Origin of the sequence: Rhizobium sp. LjRoot258, assembly GCF_964254185.1 — a bacterium.
Taxonomy (GTDB): domain Bacteria; phylum Pseudomonadota; class Alphaproteobacteria; order Rhizobiales; family Rhizobiaceae; genus Rhizobium.
In genome coordinates this window covers 1,237,102-1,254,914 of record NZ_CAXUST020000001.1, presented here as the reverse complement: position 1 = coordinate 1,254,914, position 17,813 = coordinate 1,237,102, and the positions used below count along the sequence as shown (strand labels likewise).

Sequence of the window (17,813 nt, the reverse complement as noted above, 5' to 3'; positions counted from 1 at the left end):
ATGAGCGAAGAGAAGAGCCGTTTCGTCGTTTCGGCCGATTGGCTGCAGGCGGAACTCGGCAAGCCGGATTTGCGGCTCCTGGATGCGTCCTTCTATCTGCCGGCGCAGAAGCGTGATGCTGACGCGGAATACGCCGCCGGCCATATCCCTGGTGCGATCCGTTTCGATCAGGACAAGATCGCCGATCACTCCGTGCCGCTGCCGCACACCATTCCTTCGCCAGACCTTTTCGCAATCGAGGTCGGCAAGCTCGGGATCGAGGAAAAGGACCGCATCGTCGTTTATGACGGCATCGGGATGTTCGCCTCTCCGCGTGTTTGGTGGCTGTTTCGGGTGATGGGCGCGCGTAATGTGTATGTGCTCGACGGCGGCCTGGACGGATGGAAATCCGAGGGCCGCCCGCTCGAGACAAACGTGCCGCATTATGAGCCCAAGGTCTTTAGGCCGACCTATGACGCCTCGCGGGTCGTCAATCTCGACACAATGCGGGACATCGTTGCGAGCGGCGCCCTGCAGATAGCCGATGCCCGAAGCGCCGGCCGATTTGCAGCGCTCGAGCCTGAGCCTCGCGCTGGTATGCGATCCGGTCACATGCCCGGCGCGCGAAACCTGCCATCGGGCGTCTTCGCCAATCAGGGCCGCTTCAAGTCGCTGCCGGAACTCCAGCAGACAATCGAGGACGCGGGCATAGACCTTTCGAAGCCCGTGGTGACATCCTGCGGCTCCGGCATCACAGCTGCGATCATCACGCTGGCGCTCGAATCGCTCGGCCATACCGACAACAAGCTCTACGACGGCTCCTGGAGCGAATGGGGTGGCCGGGACGACACGCCCGTCGTCACTGGCCCGCCAGAGCCGGTCAAAGCCTGACACGATGGTGAAGGCCCCCTCGTCCATGAAAGCCCATATTACGCGCCTGGAAATGACGGCACCGCCGAAGGCAAGCCTGCCGGTGCCGATCAACATCCAGACGGCGATCATGCGGGTTCCCGACATTCCGTTGCCGTTCTACCGCTATCTCTACCGCCAAGTCGGGGCCAGATGGCAGTGGGTGGACCGTTTGCGGATGGTTGACGAGGATCTGGCCAGGGCGCTGCACGACAAGCGCAACAATATCAGCGTCCTCTACGTGAACGGCGCACCCGCCGGTTTCTATGAATATTTCATCGAGGATGAGGACACGATCGAGCTCTGCCACTTCGGGCTGTTCGAGCATGCGCTTGGTCTGGGGATCGGAAAGTGGTTCCTGCTGCAGGCGCTCTATGCGATCTGGACGCTCAATCCGAAGCGGGTGACGACGACTACCAACAACCTCGATCACCCGCGCGCCTTGCAGCTCTACCAGATGTTCGGCTTTTCCCCGGTCTCCACCGGCTCGGGCATCGTCCGGCCTCTCAGCGACAAGGAACTTCTGGAATTGAGTAAAAGGGACTGGTGAGCCGGCAGAGGGAAACCAGTCCGAAAGCACCTGCAGGAATCGGGTGGTATGTGCGTCGGCAAAGGTGCATCTCATGGCAATCAGCTAGGAGATCTGCCATGACCGACATCCGCTTTTGCGCCATGCCCACTGCCGACGCCGCAAATGTCTGGAACGGCGGTACAGATGCCTACGGTTTCTTGCCCGAGACCATGGTCTCTGACGGCCCAGGCCATCCCTGCCGCCATTGCCTGAAGAATATCGATGCGGGCGAGGACCTGCTGGTCTTCGCCTATAGGCCGTTTCCCGAGCTTCAGCCCTATGCCGAAACCGGTCCTGTCTTCCTCCACAAGGAACGCTGCGAGCGCTATGCCGCCGAAGAAGTCCTACCGCCGGTGCTGACCAGCCCGGATTTCATCGTGCGCGGCTACAATGCCGAAAACCGCATCGTCTACGGCACCGGCGCGGTGACGCCGACGCCCCATATCCGCTCCTATGCCGCCGAACTCCTCGAGCGGCCGGAGATTGCCTACGTGCATGTGCGCTCGGCGCGCAACAATTGCTATCAGTGCCGTATAGACAGATGACAAGAAAAAAGCCGGCCGCAAGAGACTGCGGCCGACCTGTCTCACCTAACGTGAAGTAATTTACGCTACGTTCAGTACGCTTTCCGGAGTGTAGGATTCATAGCCCAGCGCTTCGGCCACCGGCTTGTTGGTGACGCGACCCTTATGGATGTTGAGACCGTTCCTCAGGTGGCGATCTTCCGCGATCGCGCGCAGTCCGCGGTCTGCAAGCGCCAGGCCATAAACGAGCGTCGCATTGTTCAGGGCATGCGCCGAAGTGACCGGCACAGCGCCAGGCATGTTGGCAACGCAATAATGCACCACGTCATCGACGACGTAGGTCGGCTCGGAATGCGTCGTTGCATGCGACGTCTCAAAGCAGCCACCTTGGTCGATGGCGACGTCGACGATGACAGAGCCTCGCTTCATGCCCGACAGCATTTCACGGGTGACAAGCTTCGGTGCGGCAGCGCCCGGAATGAGCACAGCGCCGATGACGAGGTCGGCCGAGAATACCTCCTCTTCCAAGGCCTGAATGCTGGAATAGCGGGTATGGACACGACCACCGAAGATATCATCGAGCTGGCGCAGGCGCGGCAGGGACTTGTCGAGGATGCTGACGTCGGCACCGAGGCCTGCCGCCATCCTGGCCGCGTGCAAGCCGACCACACCGCCGCCGATCACCGTGACCTTGGCCGGCAGCACGCCGGGCACGCCTCCGAGCAAGATGCCAAGGCCGCCGTTGGCCTTCTGCAATGCGGTCGCCCCGGCCTGGATCGACAGACGTCCGGCGACCTCGGACATCGGAGCAAGGAGCGGCAGGCCGCCGCGATCATCCGTCACAGTCTCATAGGCAACAGCGGTGACGCCGGAGGCAAGCAGGCCTTTGGTCTGTTCCGGATCGGGCGCGAGGTGAAGATAGGTATAGAGAATCTGGCCATCGCGAAGCTGCGCCCACTCGGAGGGCTGCGGCTCCTTGACCTTTACGATCATGTCGCACTTCTCGAAGATTTCCTTGGCCGTGGCGGCAATCTTTGCGCCAGCGGCCACATAGGCGGCATCATCGGCGCCAATGCCGGCGCCTGCCTTGCTTTCGACCCAGACGTCATGGCCATGGGCGACGTACTCACGAACGGACGCAGGTGTCAGGCCGACACGATATTCATGATTCTTGATTTCCTTCGGGCAACCGACACGCATAGGCGTTCCTCTCTTTTATGTCCGCTTGGCGGAGTGTCTTTGACCGGGAAATCCAACCACCACAGCCACGAAATGTCCTTGCAAAGAAGGTTTGCGCTGACGCTGATTTTCGAAGATCATTGCGAATTCGAGCAAATAATCGAAAGTTCTTCGAATGTCCGAACTCGACGCCATCGATCTTGCGATTCTGAAGACGCTTCAGTCCAATGCCCGCATCACCAATGCCGATCTTGCCGCCAAGGTTGGATTGTCGGCATCGGCCTGTTCGCGGCGGCTCGACATATTGGAGAAGAGCGGCGTCATCAGCGGCTATCACGCCCACGTCTCGCACAAGGCGCTCGACTACAGGATGATCGCGGTGGTGCACATTTCTCTGTCGGGCCAGTTTGCGAAGACGCTCTCCGAATTCGAGGCTGCCGTTAAGCGCTGTCCGAACGTCCTCGTCTGCTACCTGATGTCCGGCGAATACGATTACATTCTCCGTGTCGCCGCCCGTGACCTGGAGGACTACGAGCGCATCCATCGCGACTGGCTCTCGGCGCTTCCGCACGTCGTGAAGATCAATTCCAGCTTTGCGCTCAGAGAAGTCATCGATAGGCCAAATGTCGGGCTTTGACAGAGCCCCAAAATCGGCAGACAGTCCCCGGCGCGGAGCTGCGGCCTCGCTATCCCCTGCCTGATCCCCCCGCTCTAAGACACACGCATGAAATCCAAGACCCAAGGCTATATTCTCGTCCTGTTGGCGATCACCATCTTTTCGCTGCAGGACGGCATCTCGAAACATCTGGCATCCGCCTACCCGCCCGTCTTCGTCACCATGATCCGCTACTGGGCGTTTGCCACCTTCACCGTTGCGCTGGCCTGCAGGATGAGGGGTGGCCTGAAGCAGGCGGCCAGGACAAAGAGGCCGTTCCTGCAGGTGATCAGGGGCCTTTTGCTGGCCGCGCAGGTGGTTGTCGTCATCAACTGCTTTGCCCTGATCGGTCTTGCCCATTCGCAAGCGATCTTCTCGGCAACGCCGATTCTCATTGCCCTGCTTTCAATGCCGATCCTTGGCGAACGGGTCGGCTGGCGTCGCTGGACGGCGATCGCCACGGGTCTGGTCGGGGTCTTGCTGATTCTGAAGCCGGAAGGCGGATTCTTCGACTTCAAGCTGCTGCTTGCGGTCTTCTCGTGCTTCCTGTTTGCCTTCTATGTCATCGCGACGCGGCTTGTCAGCCGGCACGACTCGGCCATGACGAGTTTTTTCTATACGGGCGTCGTCGGCGGCATCGCCATGACGCTGGTCGGCCCTTTCTATTGGATATGGATGTCGGGGTGGGATTGGGGATGGATGGCGCTTGTCTGCATGACCAGCATATCGAGCCATTATTTTCTCATCCGTGCGTACGACATGCTGGATGCCGCCGCCGTGCAGCCGCTGACATATCTGCAGCTTGTCTATGCATCCATCATCGGCGTCGTGATCTACAACGAGAGGCTAAGCCTCAATATGATCATCGGCTCTGTCATTGTCGTTGCGGCAGGCATTTTCACCGTGTGGCGGGAACACGTCGTTGCACGCAGATCACATCCAAAGCCGACATCTCCGTAATTTTAGATCGAGCTATTAAAGCATTCTCAATGTTCACCCAGTAGATTTCATCCACATGTTTCTGGTGGAGCGTAACATGCAGAACAATCTGAATATCATCACTCGCAAGGCCGAGCGCAAACATTGCCGCATATTCGGTAAGGTCCGCTATCTCACCAAGGAAGTGGATGCGCGCATCCTTGACATGTCGGTTACCGGCATGGCCGTCGAAATCCGGGCGCCGATTCATGCGGCATCTGGCAGCCGTGTGCAGATCCTTGCCGATGATCTCGGCACCCTTCACGGCATCATCCGCTGGACCCACAATGGCCGCCTTGGAATTCAGTTCGATCCGAACTCCAATGCCCGCGCGCAGGTATCGTCGTATTTCCGGTTCTTCCACAAGGAAGTGAAACCGGTCCTGACGCGATAATTTCCCTGTCATTTTCAGGGTTTACTCCTTCGCAAATCACCCTAGTCTCGCCTGTGGGCCGGGCGACGCGTGATTTTCGAAGGAGTTTTCATGTCTTCCATTCTCGATCTGCCGCCAATGACCCGCCGCTCGTTGCTTGGCGGCATTGCTGCCACCTCTGCACTCATCCTGCTTCATCCCTTTAGTGCGCGCGCGGGCGCCAATCAGGCTCATCTGCGCCTGATGGAAACGACGGATATTCACGTCAACGTCTTCCCCTACGACTACTATGCCGACAAACCGAACGACACGATGGGCCTGGCGCGCACTGCGACGATCATCGACAACATCCGGGCGGAAGCTGCCAATTCGCTGCTGATCGATAACGGCGACGTGTTGCAGGGCAATCCCATGGGTGACTACATGGCCTATCAGCTCGGCATGAAGGACGGCGATGTGCATCCCGTCATCAAGGCAATGAACACGCTGGGGTACACCGTCGGCACGCTCGGCAACCATGAATTCAACTACGGTCTCGACTTCATGTTCAAGGTGCTGAGCGGAGCAAACTTCCCGTTCGTCTGCGCCAACCTGACGAAGGGCCAACTTGCGTCCGACCCGACAAAGGACGAGCTGTTCCTCAAGCCGTACGTCATCGTCGAGAAAACCATCAAGGACGGCGCCGGCAACGACAGCCCCGTCAAGATCGGCTTCATCGGCTTCGTACCGCCGCAGATCATGCTGTGGGACATCAAGAACCTCGAAGGCAAGGCGCAGACGCGCGACATCGTTGAAGCTGCTAAAGCCTGGGTGCCGGTCATGAAGCAGGAAGGCGCGGATATCGTCATCGCGCTCTCGCACTCCGGCATCGACGGTGTGGCCCCATCCGAGAAGATGGAGAATGCATCCCTGCATCTTGCCGCGGTCGATGGGATCGACGCGATCTTCACCGGGCATCAGCACCTCGTCTTTCCCGGTCCGAAGACTTGGGACGGCATTCAGAATGCCGATCCGGTGAAAGGTACGTTGCACGGCAAACCCGCGGTGATGGCCGGCTTCTGGGGCTCGCATCTCGGCCTGATTGATCTCCTGCTGGAAAAGGACGGCAAAGGCTGGCGGATTGTCGACTTCACATCGGAAGCACGGCCGATCTACCACCGCGATGACAAAAAGAAGATCATCGCCGATGTGGCCGATAAGAAGGACGTCATTGAGGCTGCGAAGGCCGAGCACGAGGCAACGCTCGCTTATGTGCGCACCCCCGTCGGCAAGACCTCGGCGCCGCTCTACTCCTATTTCGCGCTGGTTGCCGACGACCCGTCCGTTCAGATCGTCAGCCAGGCCCAGACCTGGTATATCAAGCAAATGCTGGCAGACACCGAATACAAGGACCTGCCGGTGCTGTCGGCAGCCGCACCCTTCAAGGCCGGGGGACGCGGCGGCGCGGACTACTATACGGATGTGCCCGCCGGCGACATCGCGATCAAGAACGTGGCAGACCTCTACCTATACCCCAACACGGTTCAGGCGGTCGCCATCAGCGGCGAGCAGGTGAAGAACTGGCTGGAGATGTCAGCGGCGATGTTCAATGAGGTCAAACCCGGATCGAAGGATGCAGACCTGCTGAACAACGCCTTCCCATCTTACAACTTCGATGTGATCGACGGCGTGACCTACCAGATCGACCTGTCACAACCGCCCAGGTTCGATGATGACGGCAAGCTGATCAATGCCGACGCAAACCGCATCCAGAACCTGCAGTTTGATGGCAAACCTATTGACCTCAAGCAGAAATTCGTGGTCGTCACCAACAATTACCGCGCCGGCGGCGGTGGAAAGTTTCCGGAAATTGCCGCCGACAAGGTCGTCTTCCAGGCGCCGGACACGAACCGCGATGTCATCGTCCGCTTCGTCCACGAAGAGGGCACGATCAATCCGTCGGCCGACGGCAACTGGAGCTTCAAGCCACTCTCGGGAACAACGGCAGTCTTCCAGAGCAGCCCGAAGGCAAAACAGTTCCTGGCTGACGTGAAAAGCGTCAAGATCGAGGAAGCAGGCGACGGCGCCGAAGGCTTCACGAAGTTCAGGTTGATACTCTAGATGTGAGCTTTTGGAAGGTTGTCCATTCAGAGCGGAATGGGAGGACGCAAGGAATCCGCGTCCTCTTACTCGGCGGCAATCGGCAAATCGGGCGGCGACAGCTCGGCCAGTTGAGCCGTAAAGTCGGCGTGCCTAGGACATTGCTCGAGCCTCACCCGAAACGCATCGATCATCCAGCTTGCCGCCGGACCAGGCGGGCTGGCGATCCGTCTCATGGCGTAGATCGGATATTCTCCCTGCTCGAAAGACGGCAAGTCGAGATGGACCAAAGCGCCGCTTCTCAGATCGTTGCGAATGAGCGAGGCGGGCAAGCCGCCCCAACCAAGCCCACCGCGAATGAGGGAGTGTTTCGTCGCAATGTCGCTGACCCGCCACGTCTTGTAGGAAAGCACATTGAAATCCCGGCCTTTTGTCAAACCCGACGCGTCCGTCACCACCAACTGCGTCTCCTCCCGGACATCCGCCAGGGTCAGCGGTCTGCCGATCTTCGCCAGCGGATGATCATGCGCGGCAACGGGCATCATGAAGGAGTGTCCGATTTGTTCTGCAACAAGCGCATCGTGTTGCTTCAGCAGAGCGCCGCCGATGCCTATCGTTGCCTTGCCGCTCAAAACGAGATCCATCACCACACCGAGTTCACCCACCGTCAAACTAAGCGCCACGGACGGGAATTTGTCACGGAACCCGCGCAGCACGTCGACGACTGCATGCGACGGCACCATGACGCTAATCGCCACGGAGACCTCGGCCTCCAGTCCTTCCTTCAGCCCCTTTACGCGGGCGCGCATCACCTCGAGATCGGAGACAAGCCGCCGCGCATCCTCAAGAAGCGCCTTGCCCGCCTCCGTCAGCTTCGGCTGCCTCGCGCCGGAGCGCTCGAAGAGCGGCACTTCCAGTTGAGCCTCGAGGTTGGCGATCGTGTAGCTGATGACCGACTGAGCGCGGTTGAGCGTGCGCGAAGCGGCCGAAAAGCTGCCCGTCTCCGCGACAGTGAGAAATACTTGCAGCTGGTCCAATGTCGGGTTCGGAAGCACTTACCATCCAATCTATCGATGATTTTGATCGACATTATCACAGTTTTTTCGATAGTCGGCCAGTCCTATTTTCCTCTCGAAACGGCGGCTCGAGACTCCCAAGACGAGCCGCAGAACCCAATTCGAGAGGAAATTCAATCATGTCGTCCATCCTGCTTCTGACTTCCAGCCCGCGCGTAGACTCGCTTTCCACCACGATCGCGGCTGACCTCGTCGAAAAGATCAAGACTCAGCAACCCGGCAGCGCTGTCGTTCGCCGCGACCTCGCCGCCAACCCGCTTCCGCACATCGACGATCTCTTCACCGCCGCGATCCGCAAGCCAGCTGATGCCCGCACCGCTGACGAAGCCGCAGCTGTGAAGACGTCCGACGAACTCGCCGCTGAACTGCTTGCCGCCGATACGATCGTCATCGGCACCGGCCTCATCAACTTCAACATCTATTCGTCGCTGAAGACCTGGATCGACAACGTCGCCCGCGCCGGCCTCACCTTCAAGTATACCGAAAGCGGCCCGGTCGGCCTTGCCACCGGCAAGAAGGTCTACGTCGTTCTCGCCTCCGGCGGCGTGTACTCGCAGGGCCCGGCAGCCGGCATGAACCATGCCGTTCCGTATCTGAAGTCGGTCCTCGGCTTCCTCGGCATCACCGACATCGAAACGATCTACGTCGAAGGCCTCGCCTTTGGCCCGGAAGCTGCCGAGAAGGCAATTGGCGCTGCCAAGGCTCGCGCCGAGGAAATCGCCCTCGCCGCCTAATCGGTGTTCAGACTGATGTTGAAACGGCCGGTTCTCACCGGCCGTTTTCAGTTTGTGCCGAGCTCGTTCACGAAAGCCTTCACGGTATCGAGTATCTCGCTGGCGAGGACCTCATCCTTCGCGATCCGTGCGAGACCAAGTGCGCCGGTCATGAGGCAGGACGTGATAATCGCCTTGCGGCGCGCCTCGGTTTCATCGGTCGTGTTCATGCGCGCCTGCATGGTGTGTAAGTTCGTCTTCATCTGATCGGTCGCGAGCGACCGGCACCTCTCGCCGGCGCGCGCTATATCAGCCGCGAGGGCTGCGAACGGGCATCCCCCAGCGGTATCGTCCCGGTGTTCCCCGCTCAGGTAGGTCGCCGCATACTCCTGCAACGGAATATCCTCCGGAGCCCGCCCTTCCGACCGTACCTTCGCGGCCCAGGCGCTAAAGGCTGCTTGCATCGCCTCGACCACCAGTTCGTCACGCGACGCGAAGTGCTTGTAGAAGCCGCCGACCGTCAGCCCCGCCTCCTTCATCAGATCCGCGACGCCTACGCCTTCCAGCCCCTTCTCGCGTAAACGCTTCGACGCGATTTCGACGATCCTCTCGTGCGTCTCACGCTTATCCTGCTGTGAGTGGCCCATGAAAATCCTCTCCCGGGATCGGTTGACTTATCAAGATTATGATCATAATCCTTATGGATGTCGATCGTAATCCAGATCGTGCAAATTTCCAAGAGGAGTCATGCAATGCGTCTGCAGAACAAGGTCGCCCTGATTACGGGCGGAAACAGCGGCATCGGTCTTGCGACCGCCAAGGTCTTCCTCGATGAAGGGGCCAAGGTGATCATTACCGGTCGGAATCCCGAGACCCTCGCGGCGGCCGAAAAAGCTCTAGGTAGCAACGTGCTCACGCTGAAGCTCGACGTCACTGATGTAGCGGCCACGGAACGGGCATTCGCGGAAGCAACTGCCAAGTTCGGTAAATTTGACGTGCTCTTCGCCAATGCCGGCATTGGCGGTGCTACCCCACTTGGAGGGACGTCGCTGGAGCAATTTAACGCCATCATCAGCACGAACCTCACCGCCGTCTTCTTTACGGTCCAGTCGGCACTGCCGCATCTGAACGATGGCGGCTCTGTCATCCTCAACGGATCCGTGCATGCGGTGCTTGGTGCGCCTGGCTGGTCGGCCTATGCCGCGACGAAGGGTGCGGTACGCGCCATGACCCGAAATATGGCGTCCGAGCTTGCGCCGCGCGGCATCCGCGTCAATCAGGTCACGCCCGGCGGCACCAAAACACCGATCTGGCAACCGATGGCGTCCACCGCCGATGCAATGTCCGCGCTCGAAGCCCGGCTGGGCGGGATGAGTCCACTCGGACGAATGAGCGAAGCGGAGGAAATTGCCAAGGCTGCACTCTATTTCGCCTCAAGCGATTCGGCTAACGTAACAGGGATCGAGATCGTGGTCGACGGCGGCGCGACAAGCGCCCCCTCCGGCGCCAAGATATTCCGCGCCGGTTAATCGCTAACCAGTCCTCACAAGCCCAGGCTTGCCAACGACGCAGTTGCGGCCGCCTTTCTTTGCCTGATAGAGCCTCTCATCGGCAGCCGAAAGGACGGTTGTGAAGCTCACGCCGTCGGTATCGGCTGTCGCCACGCCGATGCTGACGGTAACCGGGTTTCTGTCCGGCGTCTTGACGCTGCTTGCGATCGTCCAGCGCAAGCGTTCGGCAAGACGCATTCCCTCAGCATGGTCGGTTGCCGGGCAGACCGCGACAAATTCTTCGCCGCCGAAGCGGAAAACACGATCGGCCGATCGCAGAATGGTGCCGAGGCGAAGCGTGATCGCTTTCAACACCTCATCCCCCTGCAGATGTCCGAAGCGGTCGTTGACATCCTTGAAATGGTCCGCATCCAGGATAATCACAGTGACGAACTGCCCTTGCCGCAGCGCCTCGCGGACCATGACCGGCGCGTCCATCTCCATCCGCGTGCGGTCGTAAACACCGGTCAGAACGTCCCTGCCGGTACGGTTCAGCAGATCGTTGTAGCGCTCCCGGAAGGTCAGATCACTGAAGACATCGCTGATCGGCCGCACGCTCGCGGGACCGCCCTCGCGGCGTATCCAAATCTCATAGACGGCAAAGAGCGCGGTATAGATGCAGACGGCGAACATCTTTGCCCTCCACCCGTCCCAGAAGGCGGAGGCGGGAATCTCGAGGAAGTAGTGCAAGGCACCGAAGAACCCGATCTGATCGAAGGTTAGGAGGACGAAGCCGCAGATCATGAAGCGCAAGATGATCTTGCGTTTCAGATAACGGCCGAGACGCTCGTACAACAGGATAATGCCGATGGAATCGAGATACAAAAGTGTTGTGCCCCACACCATCAGCCAGCCCATTTCCTTGAGGAAATCGAAATTCGCGCCGTCCCCACGCGGGAGATCGATTGGCGTATGCAACTGAAGCAGCCACGCTATGCCGACCGTCAGAATGTTGCCGAGAAAGAGGCCGTAGATCGGTTGACGAACCGTGGCGGCATCCTCTTGCAGGTACAGCATGAGAATCATCATCAGCTTGCCGGCGAAAAACACCGACGAGCCGGGCGACGCAACGCCGAACGGCAGCGCGACATAGAAGACTGCCGCCAGATAGGTTTCCATGAAATGCATTACGCCGAGGGCGGTGAGAAACACGCCCAAACCGAGGCGCTGGCGGAAATGCAACAGCGTCACCATGAGGGTGAAATAACTAACCGCCTCAATGGCAAAGAGCAGCAGGTTAATGGCTTGCATCAGGCGCCCCTGTCATCAGCCAGCGCGTCAACACCAGAGGCGCTGTGTCCACGCCAGCAACCAACGGCGGTGAACATGACGGTCGGTTTTTGTGTGGCGTAGCGCACGTGGCTGTTCTGTAAGACTTCGAACACCAAGATTCTTCGCAATCCTTTAAGATTGCGTGAGCAGAAACGTTGCCTCGGCAGATACCGAAAAACCGCGTCGGAAGGGGATCAGACCTGACGAACTCTTGCGCCATCGCTGAACAGTGACGGGCCGTTCTGATCGATAATCTGCTGCGCCTTGCGTACCGTGCACTCGATCGCATCATCGGAAGAACCGAACATATCGGCGCGGATGAAGTTGCGCACGAGGACTTCGCCATCAACAGTCTTCTCGATTCGGCCGGCGAGACGATATTGGCCACCTTCCTTCTGCGGCTCGGCGTAGATTGTGCAGTCGCCGTAGAGCTGGGGCTCGGACGAGACGCCTGCCGAAGCGTCAGGAGATTTGCCGGCGCCTGAAAACATTGAGAAAATACTGGAGAAGATCGAAGCCATACTCCGCCTTTATCATGCCAGCTCGTGCCGGAAAAGTTAAATGATGAGGTTTGCGAGGATCTCGTTTTCGGTGATGTCCTCGAAGCCGATGGCAGCATTCTCGAAGTTCGCGACGAGTTGCGCGAAATTTTCAGGTGCCTTGGATTCGATGCCGATCAGCACCGAGCCGAAATTGCGAGCCGTCTTCTTCAGATACTCGAAACGGGCGATATCGTCGTCCGGGCCAAGCAGGTTCAGAAAGTCACGCAAAGCGCCCGGTCGCTGCGGCATCCGCAGGATGAAGTACTTCTTCAAGCCGGCATAGCGCATGGCGCGCTCCTTGACGTCTGGAAGGCGCTCGAAATCGAAGTTTCCTCCAGAAACGACTGCTATGACAGTCTTGCCTCTCAGCACTTCCGGATCCATCGCGGCGATCGCGGTCAGCGACAACGCCCCTGCCGGCTCAAGAACGACTCCCTCCACGTTCAGCATCTCGCCGATGGTCACGCAGATCGCGTTTTCCGGCATCAGCATGACCTGCTCGGTCGGGAATGTTTCCAAGGCGGCAAAGTTCAGGTCCCCGATCCTCGCCACGGCCGCGCCGTCGACGAAATTGTCAACCTTGGTGAGCGTCACCACGCGCCCTGCCTCGATGCTTCGCTTCAGGCTCGGCGCTCCGGCCGGCTCCGTGAAGACGAACCCGGACGTCGGCACAACGCCATCGAGATAGCCGGTGATGCCAGCCGCGAGGCCGCCGCCGCCCACCGGCATGACGACCATATCAGGTACCGTTCCCTCGGGCAGCTGCTGCAGGATTTCGGCAGCAACCGTCGCCTGGCCTTCGATGATATCCGCATGGTCGAAAGGCGGGACCATCACGCCGTCGATCGCCTCGACGTGATCGCGCGCGGCCTGGTAGCATTGATCGAAGAAGTCGCCCGTCAGCTTGATGGTGATGAACTCCGCACCAAAAATGCGGGTCTTGTCGATCTTCTGCTGCGGCGTCGTCACCGGCATGAAGACAACACCAGGCACACCGAAATAGCGGCAGACAAAGGCAAAGCCCTGGGCATGATTGCCGGCCGAGGCACAGACGAAGGTCTTGCCGCCGGCGCCCTCGGCGATTGCCTTGCGGAAGAAATTGAAGGCGCCGCGAATCTTGTAGGAGCGCACGGGCGAAAGATCTTCGCGCTTCAGCCAGATGTCGGCGCCATAACGCGCCGACAGGTGCTCGTTCAGCTGCAGTGGCGTTGCTGGAAAGAGGCTGCGCATGGCCGCCTCGGCGCTCTCGACATCCTGTCTGGTCACGGTCGTTCGTCCATTCCTGTTTCACCTTCGCTATCGCACAAGTGGGCGGAGCGAGAAAGCCCATATCCGCCAGCTTCCAAAGCTGGTGTGATAACGCAATTGTGCGCTATCAATTCGCTCGCGATGGAGCTACATCGCACCGATGATCTCAAGTAAATTTGTAAGGCCGGGTGCCTGGCTGCTTCTCGCGGCCATTATTTTCGCCACGCTGTCGCCGATCGGGCTGCGGCCGCATACCGTGACCTCGGTCAATCTCGACCGCGCGCTGGCCTATTCGTTGGTCGGCTTCATGTTCGCGGTCGCCTATCCGCGGCATTGGCTCGCGGTCGCCATTCTCTTATTCCTCGGCGCATTGGCAATTGAATACCTGCAATATTTGTCCCCGACGCGTCACGCGCGCCTGCACGACGCGCTCGTCAAAATACTTGGTGCATCTGTGGGAGTTTTGGTGGGCTGCATGCTGAATAAAGTCCGGTTCGCAAAATCTGCAGCGAGCATCTCGCAGATATGACACAGCCGCCTGCTCTTGACTGAATGGCCGCAGTCGTTGATGGAGTGGGCTGCTTGCCTGCCGCCCATTCACGCTCATTGGTTCGGTCTTGGTTGACTTAACTCAACTCGGAATGGCACAGTGCCGCACAACCTCCCGTCAATGCATTATAGTTCCGCCGAGCCCACGACATTGCGCATCATCTCGCTCTCCACGATCCCTCCACGTTTCGCTAAGCTTGCGCCGACGCTGAACAGCCTCATAAAGCAGAACGGTGTGGTGGATGAAATCCGGCTCTACGTACCCAAACGATATCGACGATTTCCCGACTACGACGGGTCTCTTCCATCTGTACCCACCGGGATCACGATAGTTCAGCCTGAAGAAGACATGGGGCCTGCGTCTAAGGTGCTGTTTGCTGCGCGCGATCTCCGTGGGAAAAAAGCGCAGATCCTATTTTGTGACGACGACAAGGTGTTCTCGCCTAATTGGGCCGCTCAGTTATTCGCGGCACAGGATGAGCGACCGGCGGAGTGCGTAGCCCTGATCGGCAAGGACGTGCCAACCGATATTGCGAGACCTTCCGCCTTTGTGCCGAAAGCAATGCGCAGAAGGAAAATAGATCTTTCGCTCCGCGCCCGCCGACTACGACATAAGTTCGCTTCCATGGTGTTGCGTTTGGACCGGCCGAGGCCGATGCCAAGCTTGGTTGCGGAGGGCGGTTATGTGGACGTACTTCAGGGGCTCGGTGGTGCCGTCGTGCGTCCAGAGTTTTTCGATGATATCGCATATGACATTCCTGATGTCATATGGGCAGTCGACGATGTTTGGTTGTCGGGCATGCTCGCGCTGAAAGGTATCCCGATCTGGCTTCCTGCCGGGCTGGAAGAACCACGGACGACCGCTGCACACGATGTCGCCTCACTATACCTCGCCACCATCGAGGGTGCGAACCGTGCTGAGGCCAATCGCCGGTGCATCGAGTACATGCAGCAACATTTCAATATATGGCGGTAAGCCGCACCATAATTGGTAATCGAAAGAGCAATTTAACAGACATCTGCAGTTACGCGAGACAGACGTGCGCGGTCCTCACCTGGCGAGATTACCTGACCGAACTCAAGCGTGAAGGTCTGATAGGGGAAGGCTGCACCCCGCATGGCCTGCCGGTCGCGTAGGGGCTGTCTAGGTGACCCCGGAATGTTTGGTAGAAATTTCTGAGCGACCCATTCGGATATACAGCACGCGCGGTGCGCCCCGGTACCCCTAGATAATATATCACTTTCGACCGAGGGGCGGCCCAGGGGGTACTAAAGGCGCTCCAATGGGGCGATGAACGGCGGGAATGTTCATTCATGTCCCTTCAATCAGCGTCCTTTGGTCCGACTGCCGATAGGTCAGGCGCTAGGGACAACGCAAGGGACAACTAAAGGCGCACCACAGGGACAGATAAAGAGACACTTATTGGAGCCCTCTAACTGGCATAATGTCACAAAATCACCCGGCGACTGATTGGTTACTTAACCCATAATGTGACCCATAGGGCACACGCCTTCTATTCTCCGTTGCGATACACCGTAGAAGGAACTCGTAGGGCTTCCATCGTCATTCCCTAGTGCTTATCCCTCGAATGGGAGCAAATCAGTGGGGTTATTGAATGAAGAGCCTTTTCAATAGTGACCGGACACAAGGGGCTATGGCCTATGCCGTGGTTATCCTCTTGGCCGTTGCCGCTCTCTACTTCGGTTATGGCGTTCACAATCCGGTTGACGGTCTCTCAAGACCAGTCGGACCGGCTGCACCTGTAAACCTTGAAGCGACCAAAGCACATACCGCCGGATGACGCGCACGATAAAAGACGCCAGCAAGGCAAAGCGCGGGCGCTGGCAATCCACTCTCCAAGGCTTCAACTGGCTTGACGTTCTATATCTCCTAACAGTTGGGGTGGCGGTCGCGGTCGCGTACTACCTTGGTTATGGCGATACGGCAGCGGGAAACGGGCAAGGAATAGGACCTTAAATCAAACCCAATGGGGCGTCGTTCACCGAATGGCGCATGATCGACATCTGGCGCAGCATCCGGTCGCACCTCCCCGCGCTTGAAGATACGATCGTCTACACGGCTCGTCACACATGCGCCTCTTGGCAGGTCATCAAGGGCATCGACCGCATGCGCGTCATGAAGTGGATGGGTCATCGGTCCTATCAAACGACGCTCGGCTACACCCACCTCGCCCCGGATCACCTCATGGATAATTTGAGGGCTCTGGAGGGTGGCGCAGCGCCAAAACTGATGCTAATCAACGGCTCTCCTACAAACGCCACTGAGTAGGAGGCGTGTAGGAAAGCGTGTCGGAGACCGTGTAGGAAACCGACTGTTTCACCACCGAATGTAGGAAAGCGGACGTGGTGGAACTGGTATACACAAGAGACTTAAAATCTCTCGTCTTCAATGACTTACGGGTTCGAGCCCCGTCGTCCGCACCAACTCCCCTCGGTAGACTTAAAATCCCTCGGCCCTAGGCTGTACGGGTTCGACCCCCGTCGCTCGCGCCATCATGCCAGACTGCACCAGCATCCACGGCAGCCGGCCACCACCCTTTATCATCGCTAGCGAATGTGCTTGTATGCGCGCGCCAGAAGGACCGCGGTTGGGGCTGCGCATAGTTGTAAGCTTGTCTTGTGGGAGTATGGCGATGGTTTACGATTGGGATGGCACGAGAACGCGACGTCTCAAATTGTTCAGGACGGGAACGGCATTAATGATCGCGATTGCGGTTCTCGGAATACCGCTTCTTTTCTACGCAGTGAAGCTGCACGACCTCTACGGCTGACGCACAGTCGGCGACTTTCTCTGCTCAAAGCAGGCAGGCGCGACCCAATGGCCGCCCCTGCCGGTGAAAGGAGCCGATCAGCCCAGCTTTGCAGCGATCTTGGCGACGTAAGCGCCCTGGTATTTGGCTGCCTCCAACTCGATTGCAGAGGGCTGGCGGGATCCGTCGGCGTCCGTGATCGTGGATGCACCATAGGGCGAACCGCCCTTGATTTCATCAACGCCCATCTGGCCCTGGAAAGCATAGGGAAGGCCGGCAACGATCATGCCCTGGTGCAGGAAGGTGGGGATGAAGCCGAGGATGGTGGACTCCTGACCGCCATGCTGCGTCGCCGAGGACGTGAAAGCCGAACCGACCTTGCCAACGAGCTTGCCCGAGAACCAGTGGCCGCCCGTCTGGTCCCAGAAATTGCGCATCTGCGAGGCAACCGTTCCAAAACGTGTACCGGCACCAACGATGATTGCGTCATAATCGGCAAGTTCATCGACAGTGGCAATCGGCGCAGCCTGGTCCATCTTGTAGTGGGACGCCTTGGCAACCTCGTCCGGAACCAGTTCCGGAACACGCTTGACAACAACCTCGGCGCCAGTCGACTTTGCGCCTTCGGCGACGGCATATGCCATGGTTTCGATGTGGCCGTAGGCCGAATAGTAGAGCACGAGTACCTTCGCCATTTACTTATCTCCATCAGGAATTTGCGTTTGAATTCGTAAGCGGTTGGAAACTTAGCAGCGCACCGCAACGAACATAGCCCCACGCGGCAGAACGCACTGTTCAATGGCCATAGACGAAAAAATACTTGAACCATTTGCGTGAGCTAGCGG

21 protein-coding genes and 1 tRNA gene are annotated in these 17,813 nt (G+C 58.7%); 15 read left to right on the top strand and 7 right to left on the bottom strand.

What is annotated here, in order from left to right; genetic code table 11:
- The 3 genes from sseA (at window position 1) to ACSQ9D_RS06310 (ending at window position 2,004) form a co-directional block, all read left to right on the top strand.
- On the top strand, window positions 1-870 hold the full coding sequence (sseA, locus tag ACSQ9D_RS06320) for a 3-mercaptopyruvate sulfurtransferase (RefSeq protein WP_436281550.1): 870 nt from the start codon (window positions 1-3) through the stop codon (window positions 868-870).
- A gap of 4 nt (window positions 871-874) precedes the next feature.
- A complete protein-coding gene (locus ACSQ9D_RS06315) occupies window positions 875-1,438 on the top strand; it encodes a GNAT family N-acetyltransferase (RefSeq protein ID WP_436281549.1) in 564 nt (187 codons plus the stop codon).
- A gap of 98 nt (window positions 1,439-1,536) precedes the next feature.
- Window positions 1,537-2,004 (top strand): DUF1203 domain-containing protein, encoded by a 468-nt coding sequence (locus ACSQ9D_RS06310; protein ID WP_436281548.1) that lies wholly within the window; start codon window positions 1,537-1,539, stop codon window positions 2,002-2,004.
- A 60-nt stretch (window positions 2,005-2,064) separates the two neighbouring features.
- On the opposite strand, the gene ald is transcribed toward ACSQ9D_RS06310, so the two are convergent.
- A complete protein-coding gene (gene ald / locus ACSQ9D_RS06305) occupies window positions 2,065-3,183 on the bottom strand; it encodes an alanine dehydrogenase (RefSeq protein ID WP_436281547.1) in 1,119 nt (372 codons plus the stop codon).
- 154 nt (window positions 3,184-3,337) lie between these two features.
- Between ald and ACSQ9D_RS06300 the strand changes: the two genes are divergently transcribed.
- From ACSQ9D_RS06300 to ACSQ9D_RS06285, 4 genes are all read left to right on the top strand, one after another.
- Window positions 3,338-3,799 (top strand): Lrp/AsnC family transcriptional regulator, encoded by a 462-nt coding sequence (locus tag ACSQ9D_RS06300; protein ID WP_024318088.1) that lies wholly within the window; start codon window positions 3,338-3,340, stop codon window positions 3,797-3,799.
- 87 nt (window positions 3,800-3,886) lie between these two features.
- Window positions 3,887-4,777, top strand: coding sequence for a DMT family transporter (locus ACSQ9D_RS06295; RefSeq protein ID WP_436281546.1), 891 nt, complete (start codon window positions 3,887-3,889; stop codon window positions 4,775-4,777).
- A gap of 76 nt (window positions 4,778-4,853) precedes the next feature.
- Window positions 4,854-5,189: a PilZ domain-containing protein gene (locus ACSQ9D_RS06290; RefSeq protein ID WP_072376664.1), complete on the top strand. Its 336-nt coding sequence runs from the start codon at window positions 4,854-4,856 to the stop codon at window positions 5,187-5,189.
- Window positions 5,190-5,279: 90 nt separating this feature from the next.
- Window positions 5,280-7,268 carry a bifunctional 2',3'-cyclic-nucleotide 2'-phosphodiesterase/3'-nucleotidase gene (locus tag ACSQ9D_RS06285; protein WP_436281545.1) on the top strand — a complete coding sequence of 663 codons (1,989 nt, stop codon included), beginning with the start codon at window positions 5,280-5,282 and terminating at the stop codon, window positions 7,266-7,268.
- A 65-nt stretch (window positions 7,269-7,333) separates the two neighbouring features.
- Here the strand turns inward: ACSQ9D_RS06285 and ACSQ9D_RS06280 are convergent, their stop codons facing one another.
- A complete protein-coding gene (locus ACSQ9D_RS06280; protein ID WP_436281544.1) occupies window positions 7,334-8,302 on the bottom strand; it encodes a LysR family transcriptional regulator in 969 nt (322 codons plus the stop codon).
- A gap of 140 nt (window positions 8,303-8,442) precedes the next feature.
- Here ACSQ9D_RS06280 and ACSQ9D_RS06275 point away from each other — a divergent pair, with 140 nt between their 5' ends.
- Complete coding sequence (locus ACSQ9D_RS06275; RefSeq protein ID WP_436281543.1) at window positions 8,443-9,057, top strand: FMN-dependent NADH-azoreductase; 615 nt, start codon at window positions 8,443-8,445, stop codon at window positions 9,055-9,057.
- A gap of 47 nt (window positions 9,058-9,104) precedes the next feature.
- Here ACSQ9D_RS06275 and ACSQ9D_RS06270 read toward each other — a convergent pair whose 3' ends face one another.
- Window positions 9,105-9,683, bottom strand: coding sequence for a TetR/AcrR family transcriptional regulator (locus ACSQ9D_RS06270; protein ID WP_436281542.1), 579 nt, complete (start codon window positions 9,681-9,683; stop codon window positions 9,105-9,107).
- Between the two features lie 105 nt (window positions 9,684-9,788).
- Between ACSQ9D_RS06270 and ACSQ9D_RS06265 the strand changes: the two genes are divergently transcribed.
- Entirely contained in the window at window positions 9,789-10,565 is a 777-nt protein-coding gene (locus ACSQ9D_RS06265; protein WP_037117922.1) for an SDR family NAD(P)-dependent oxidoreductase, read from the top strand.
- Between the two features lie 3 nt (window positions 10,566-10,568).
- Here the strand turns inward: ACSQ9D_RS06265 and ACSQ9D_RS06260 are convergent, their stop codons facing one another.
- The 3 genes from ACSQ9D_RS06260 to ilvA all read right to left on the bottom strand — a co-directional run bounded on the left by ACSQ9D_RS06260 (window position 10,569) and on the right by ilvA (window position 13,666).
- A complete protein-coding gene (locus ACSQ9D_RS06260; protein ID WP_436283775.1) occupies window positions 10,569-11,840 on the bottom strand; it encodes a diguanylate cyclase in 1,272 nt (423 codons plus the stop codon).
- 212 nt (window positions 11,841-12,052) lie between these two features.
- Window positions 12,053-12,379 carry an HlyU family transcriptional regulator gene (locus ACSQ9D_RS06255; protein ID WP_436281541.1) on the bottom strand — a complete coding sequence of 109 codons (327 nt, stop codon included), beginning with the start codon at window positions 12,377-12,379 and terminating at the stop codon, window positions 12,053-12,055.
- A gap of 36 nt (window positions 12,380-12,415) precedes the next feature.
- On the bottom strand, window positions 12,416-13,666 hold the full coding sequence (ilvA, locus tag ACSQ9D_RS06250; protein ID WP_436281540.1) for a threonine ammonia-lyase: 1,251 nt from the start codon (window positions 13,664-13,666) through the stop codon (window positions 12,416-12,418).
- A 142-nt stretch (window positions 13,667-13,808) separates the two neighbouring features.
- Here ilvA and ACSQ9D_RS06245 point away from each other — a divergent pair, with 142 nt between their 5' ends.
- The 6 genes from ACSQ9D_RS06245 (at window position 13,809) to ACSQ9D_RS06220 (ending at window position 16,989) form a co-directional block, all read left to right on the top strand.
- Entirely contained in the window at window positions 13,809-14,177 is a 369-nt protein-coding gene (locus ACSQ9D_RS06245; RefSeq protein ID WP_436281539.1) for a VanZ family protein, read from the top strand.
- 171 nt (window positions 14,178-14,348) lie between these two features.
- Window positions 14,349-15,173: a glycosyltransferase family 2 protein gene (locus ACSQ9D_RS06240; RefSeq protein ID WP_436281538.1), complete on the top strand. Its 825-nt coding sequence runs from the start codon at window positions 14,349-14,351 to the stop codon at window positions 15,171-15,173.
- Between the two features lie 640 nt (window positions 15,174-15,813).
- Window positions 15,814-15,999 carry a hypothetical protein gene (locus tag ACSQ9D_RS06235; protein WP_436281537.1) on the top strand — a complete coding sequence of 62 codons (186 nt, stop codon included), beginning with the start codon at window positions 15,814-15,816 and terminating at the stop codon, window positions 15,997-15,999.
- Between the two features lie 212 nt (window positions 16,000-16,211).
- Window positions 16,212-16,487 (top strand): tyrosine-type recombinase/integrase, encoded by a 276-nt coding sequence (locus ACSQ9D_RS06230; protein WP_436281536.1) that lies wholly within the window; start codon window positions 16,212-16,214, stop codon window positions 16,485-16,487.
- 68 nt (window positions 16,488-16,555) lie between these two features.
- Window positions 16,556-16,642: transfer RNA gene (locus ACSQ9D_RS06225), tRNA-Leu, on the top strand.
- Window positions 16,643-16,851: 209 nt separating this feature from the next.
- The gene (locus ACSQ9D_RS06220) at window positions 16,852-16,989 is read left to right on the top strand and encodes a hypothetical protein (RefSeq protein WP_197065900.1); all 138 of its coding nucleotides are present in this window, start codon (window positions 16,852-16,854) and stop codon (window positions 16,987-16,989) included.
- Window positions 16,990-17,066: 77 nt separating this feature from the next.
- Here ACSQ9D_RS06220 and wrbA read toward each other — a convergent pair whose 3' ends face one another.
- Window positions 17,067-17,663 carry an NAD(P)H:quinone oxidoreductase type IV gene (wrbA, locus tag ACSQ9D_RS06215; protein WP_436281535.1) on the bottom strand — a complete coding sequence of 199 codons (597 nt, stop codon included), beginning with the start codon at window positions 17,661-17,663 and terminating at the stop codon, window positions 17,067-17,069.
- Window positions 17,664-17,813: the final 150 nt, after the last annotated feature.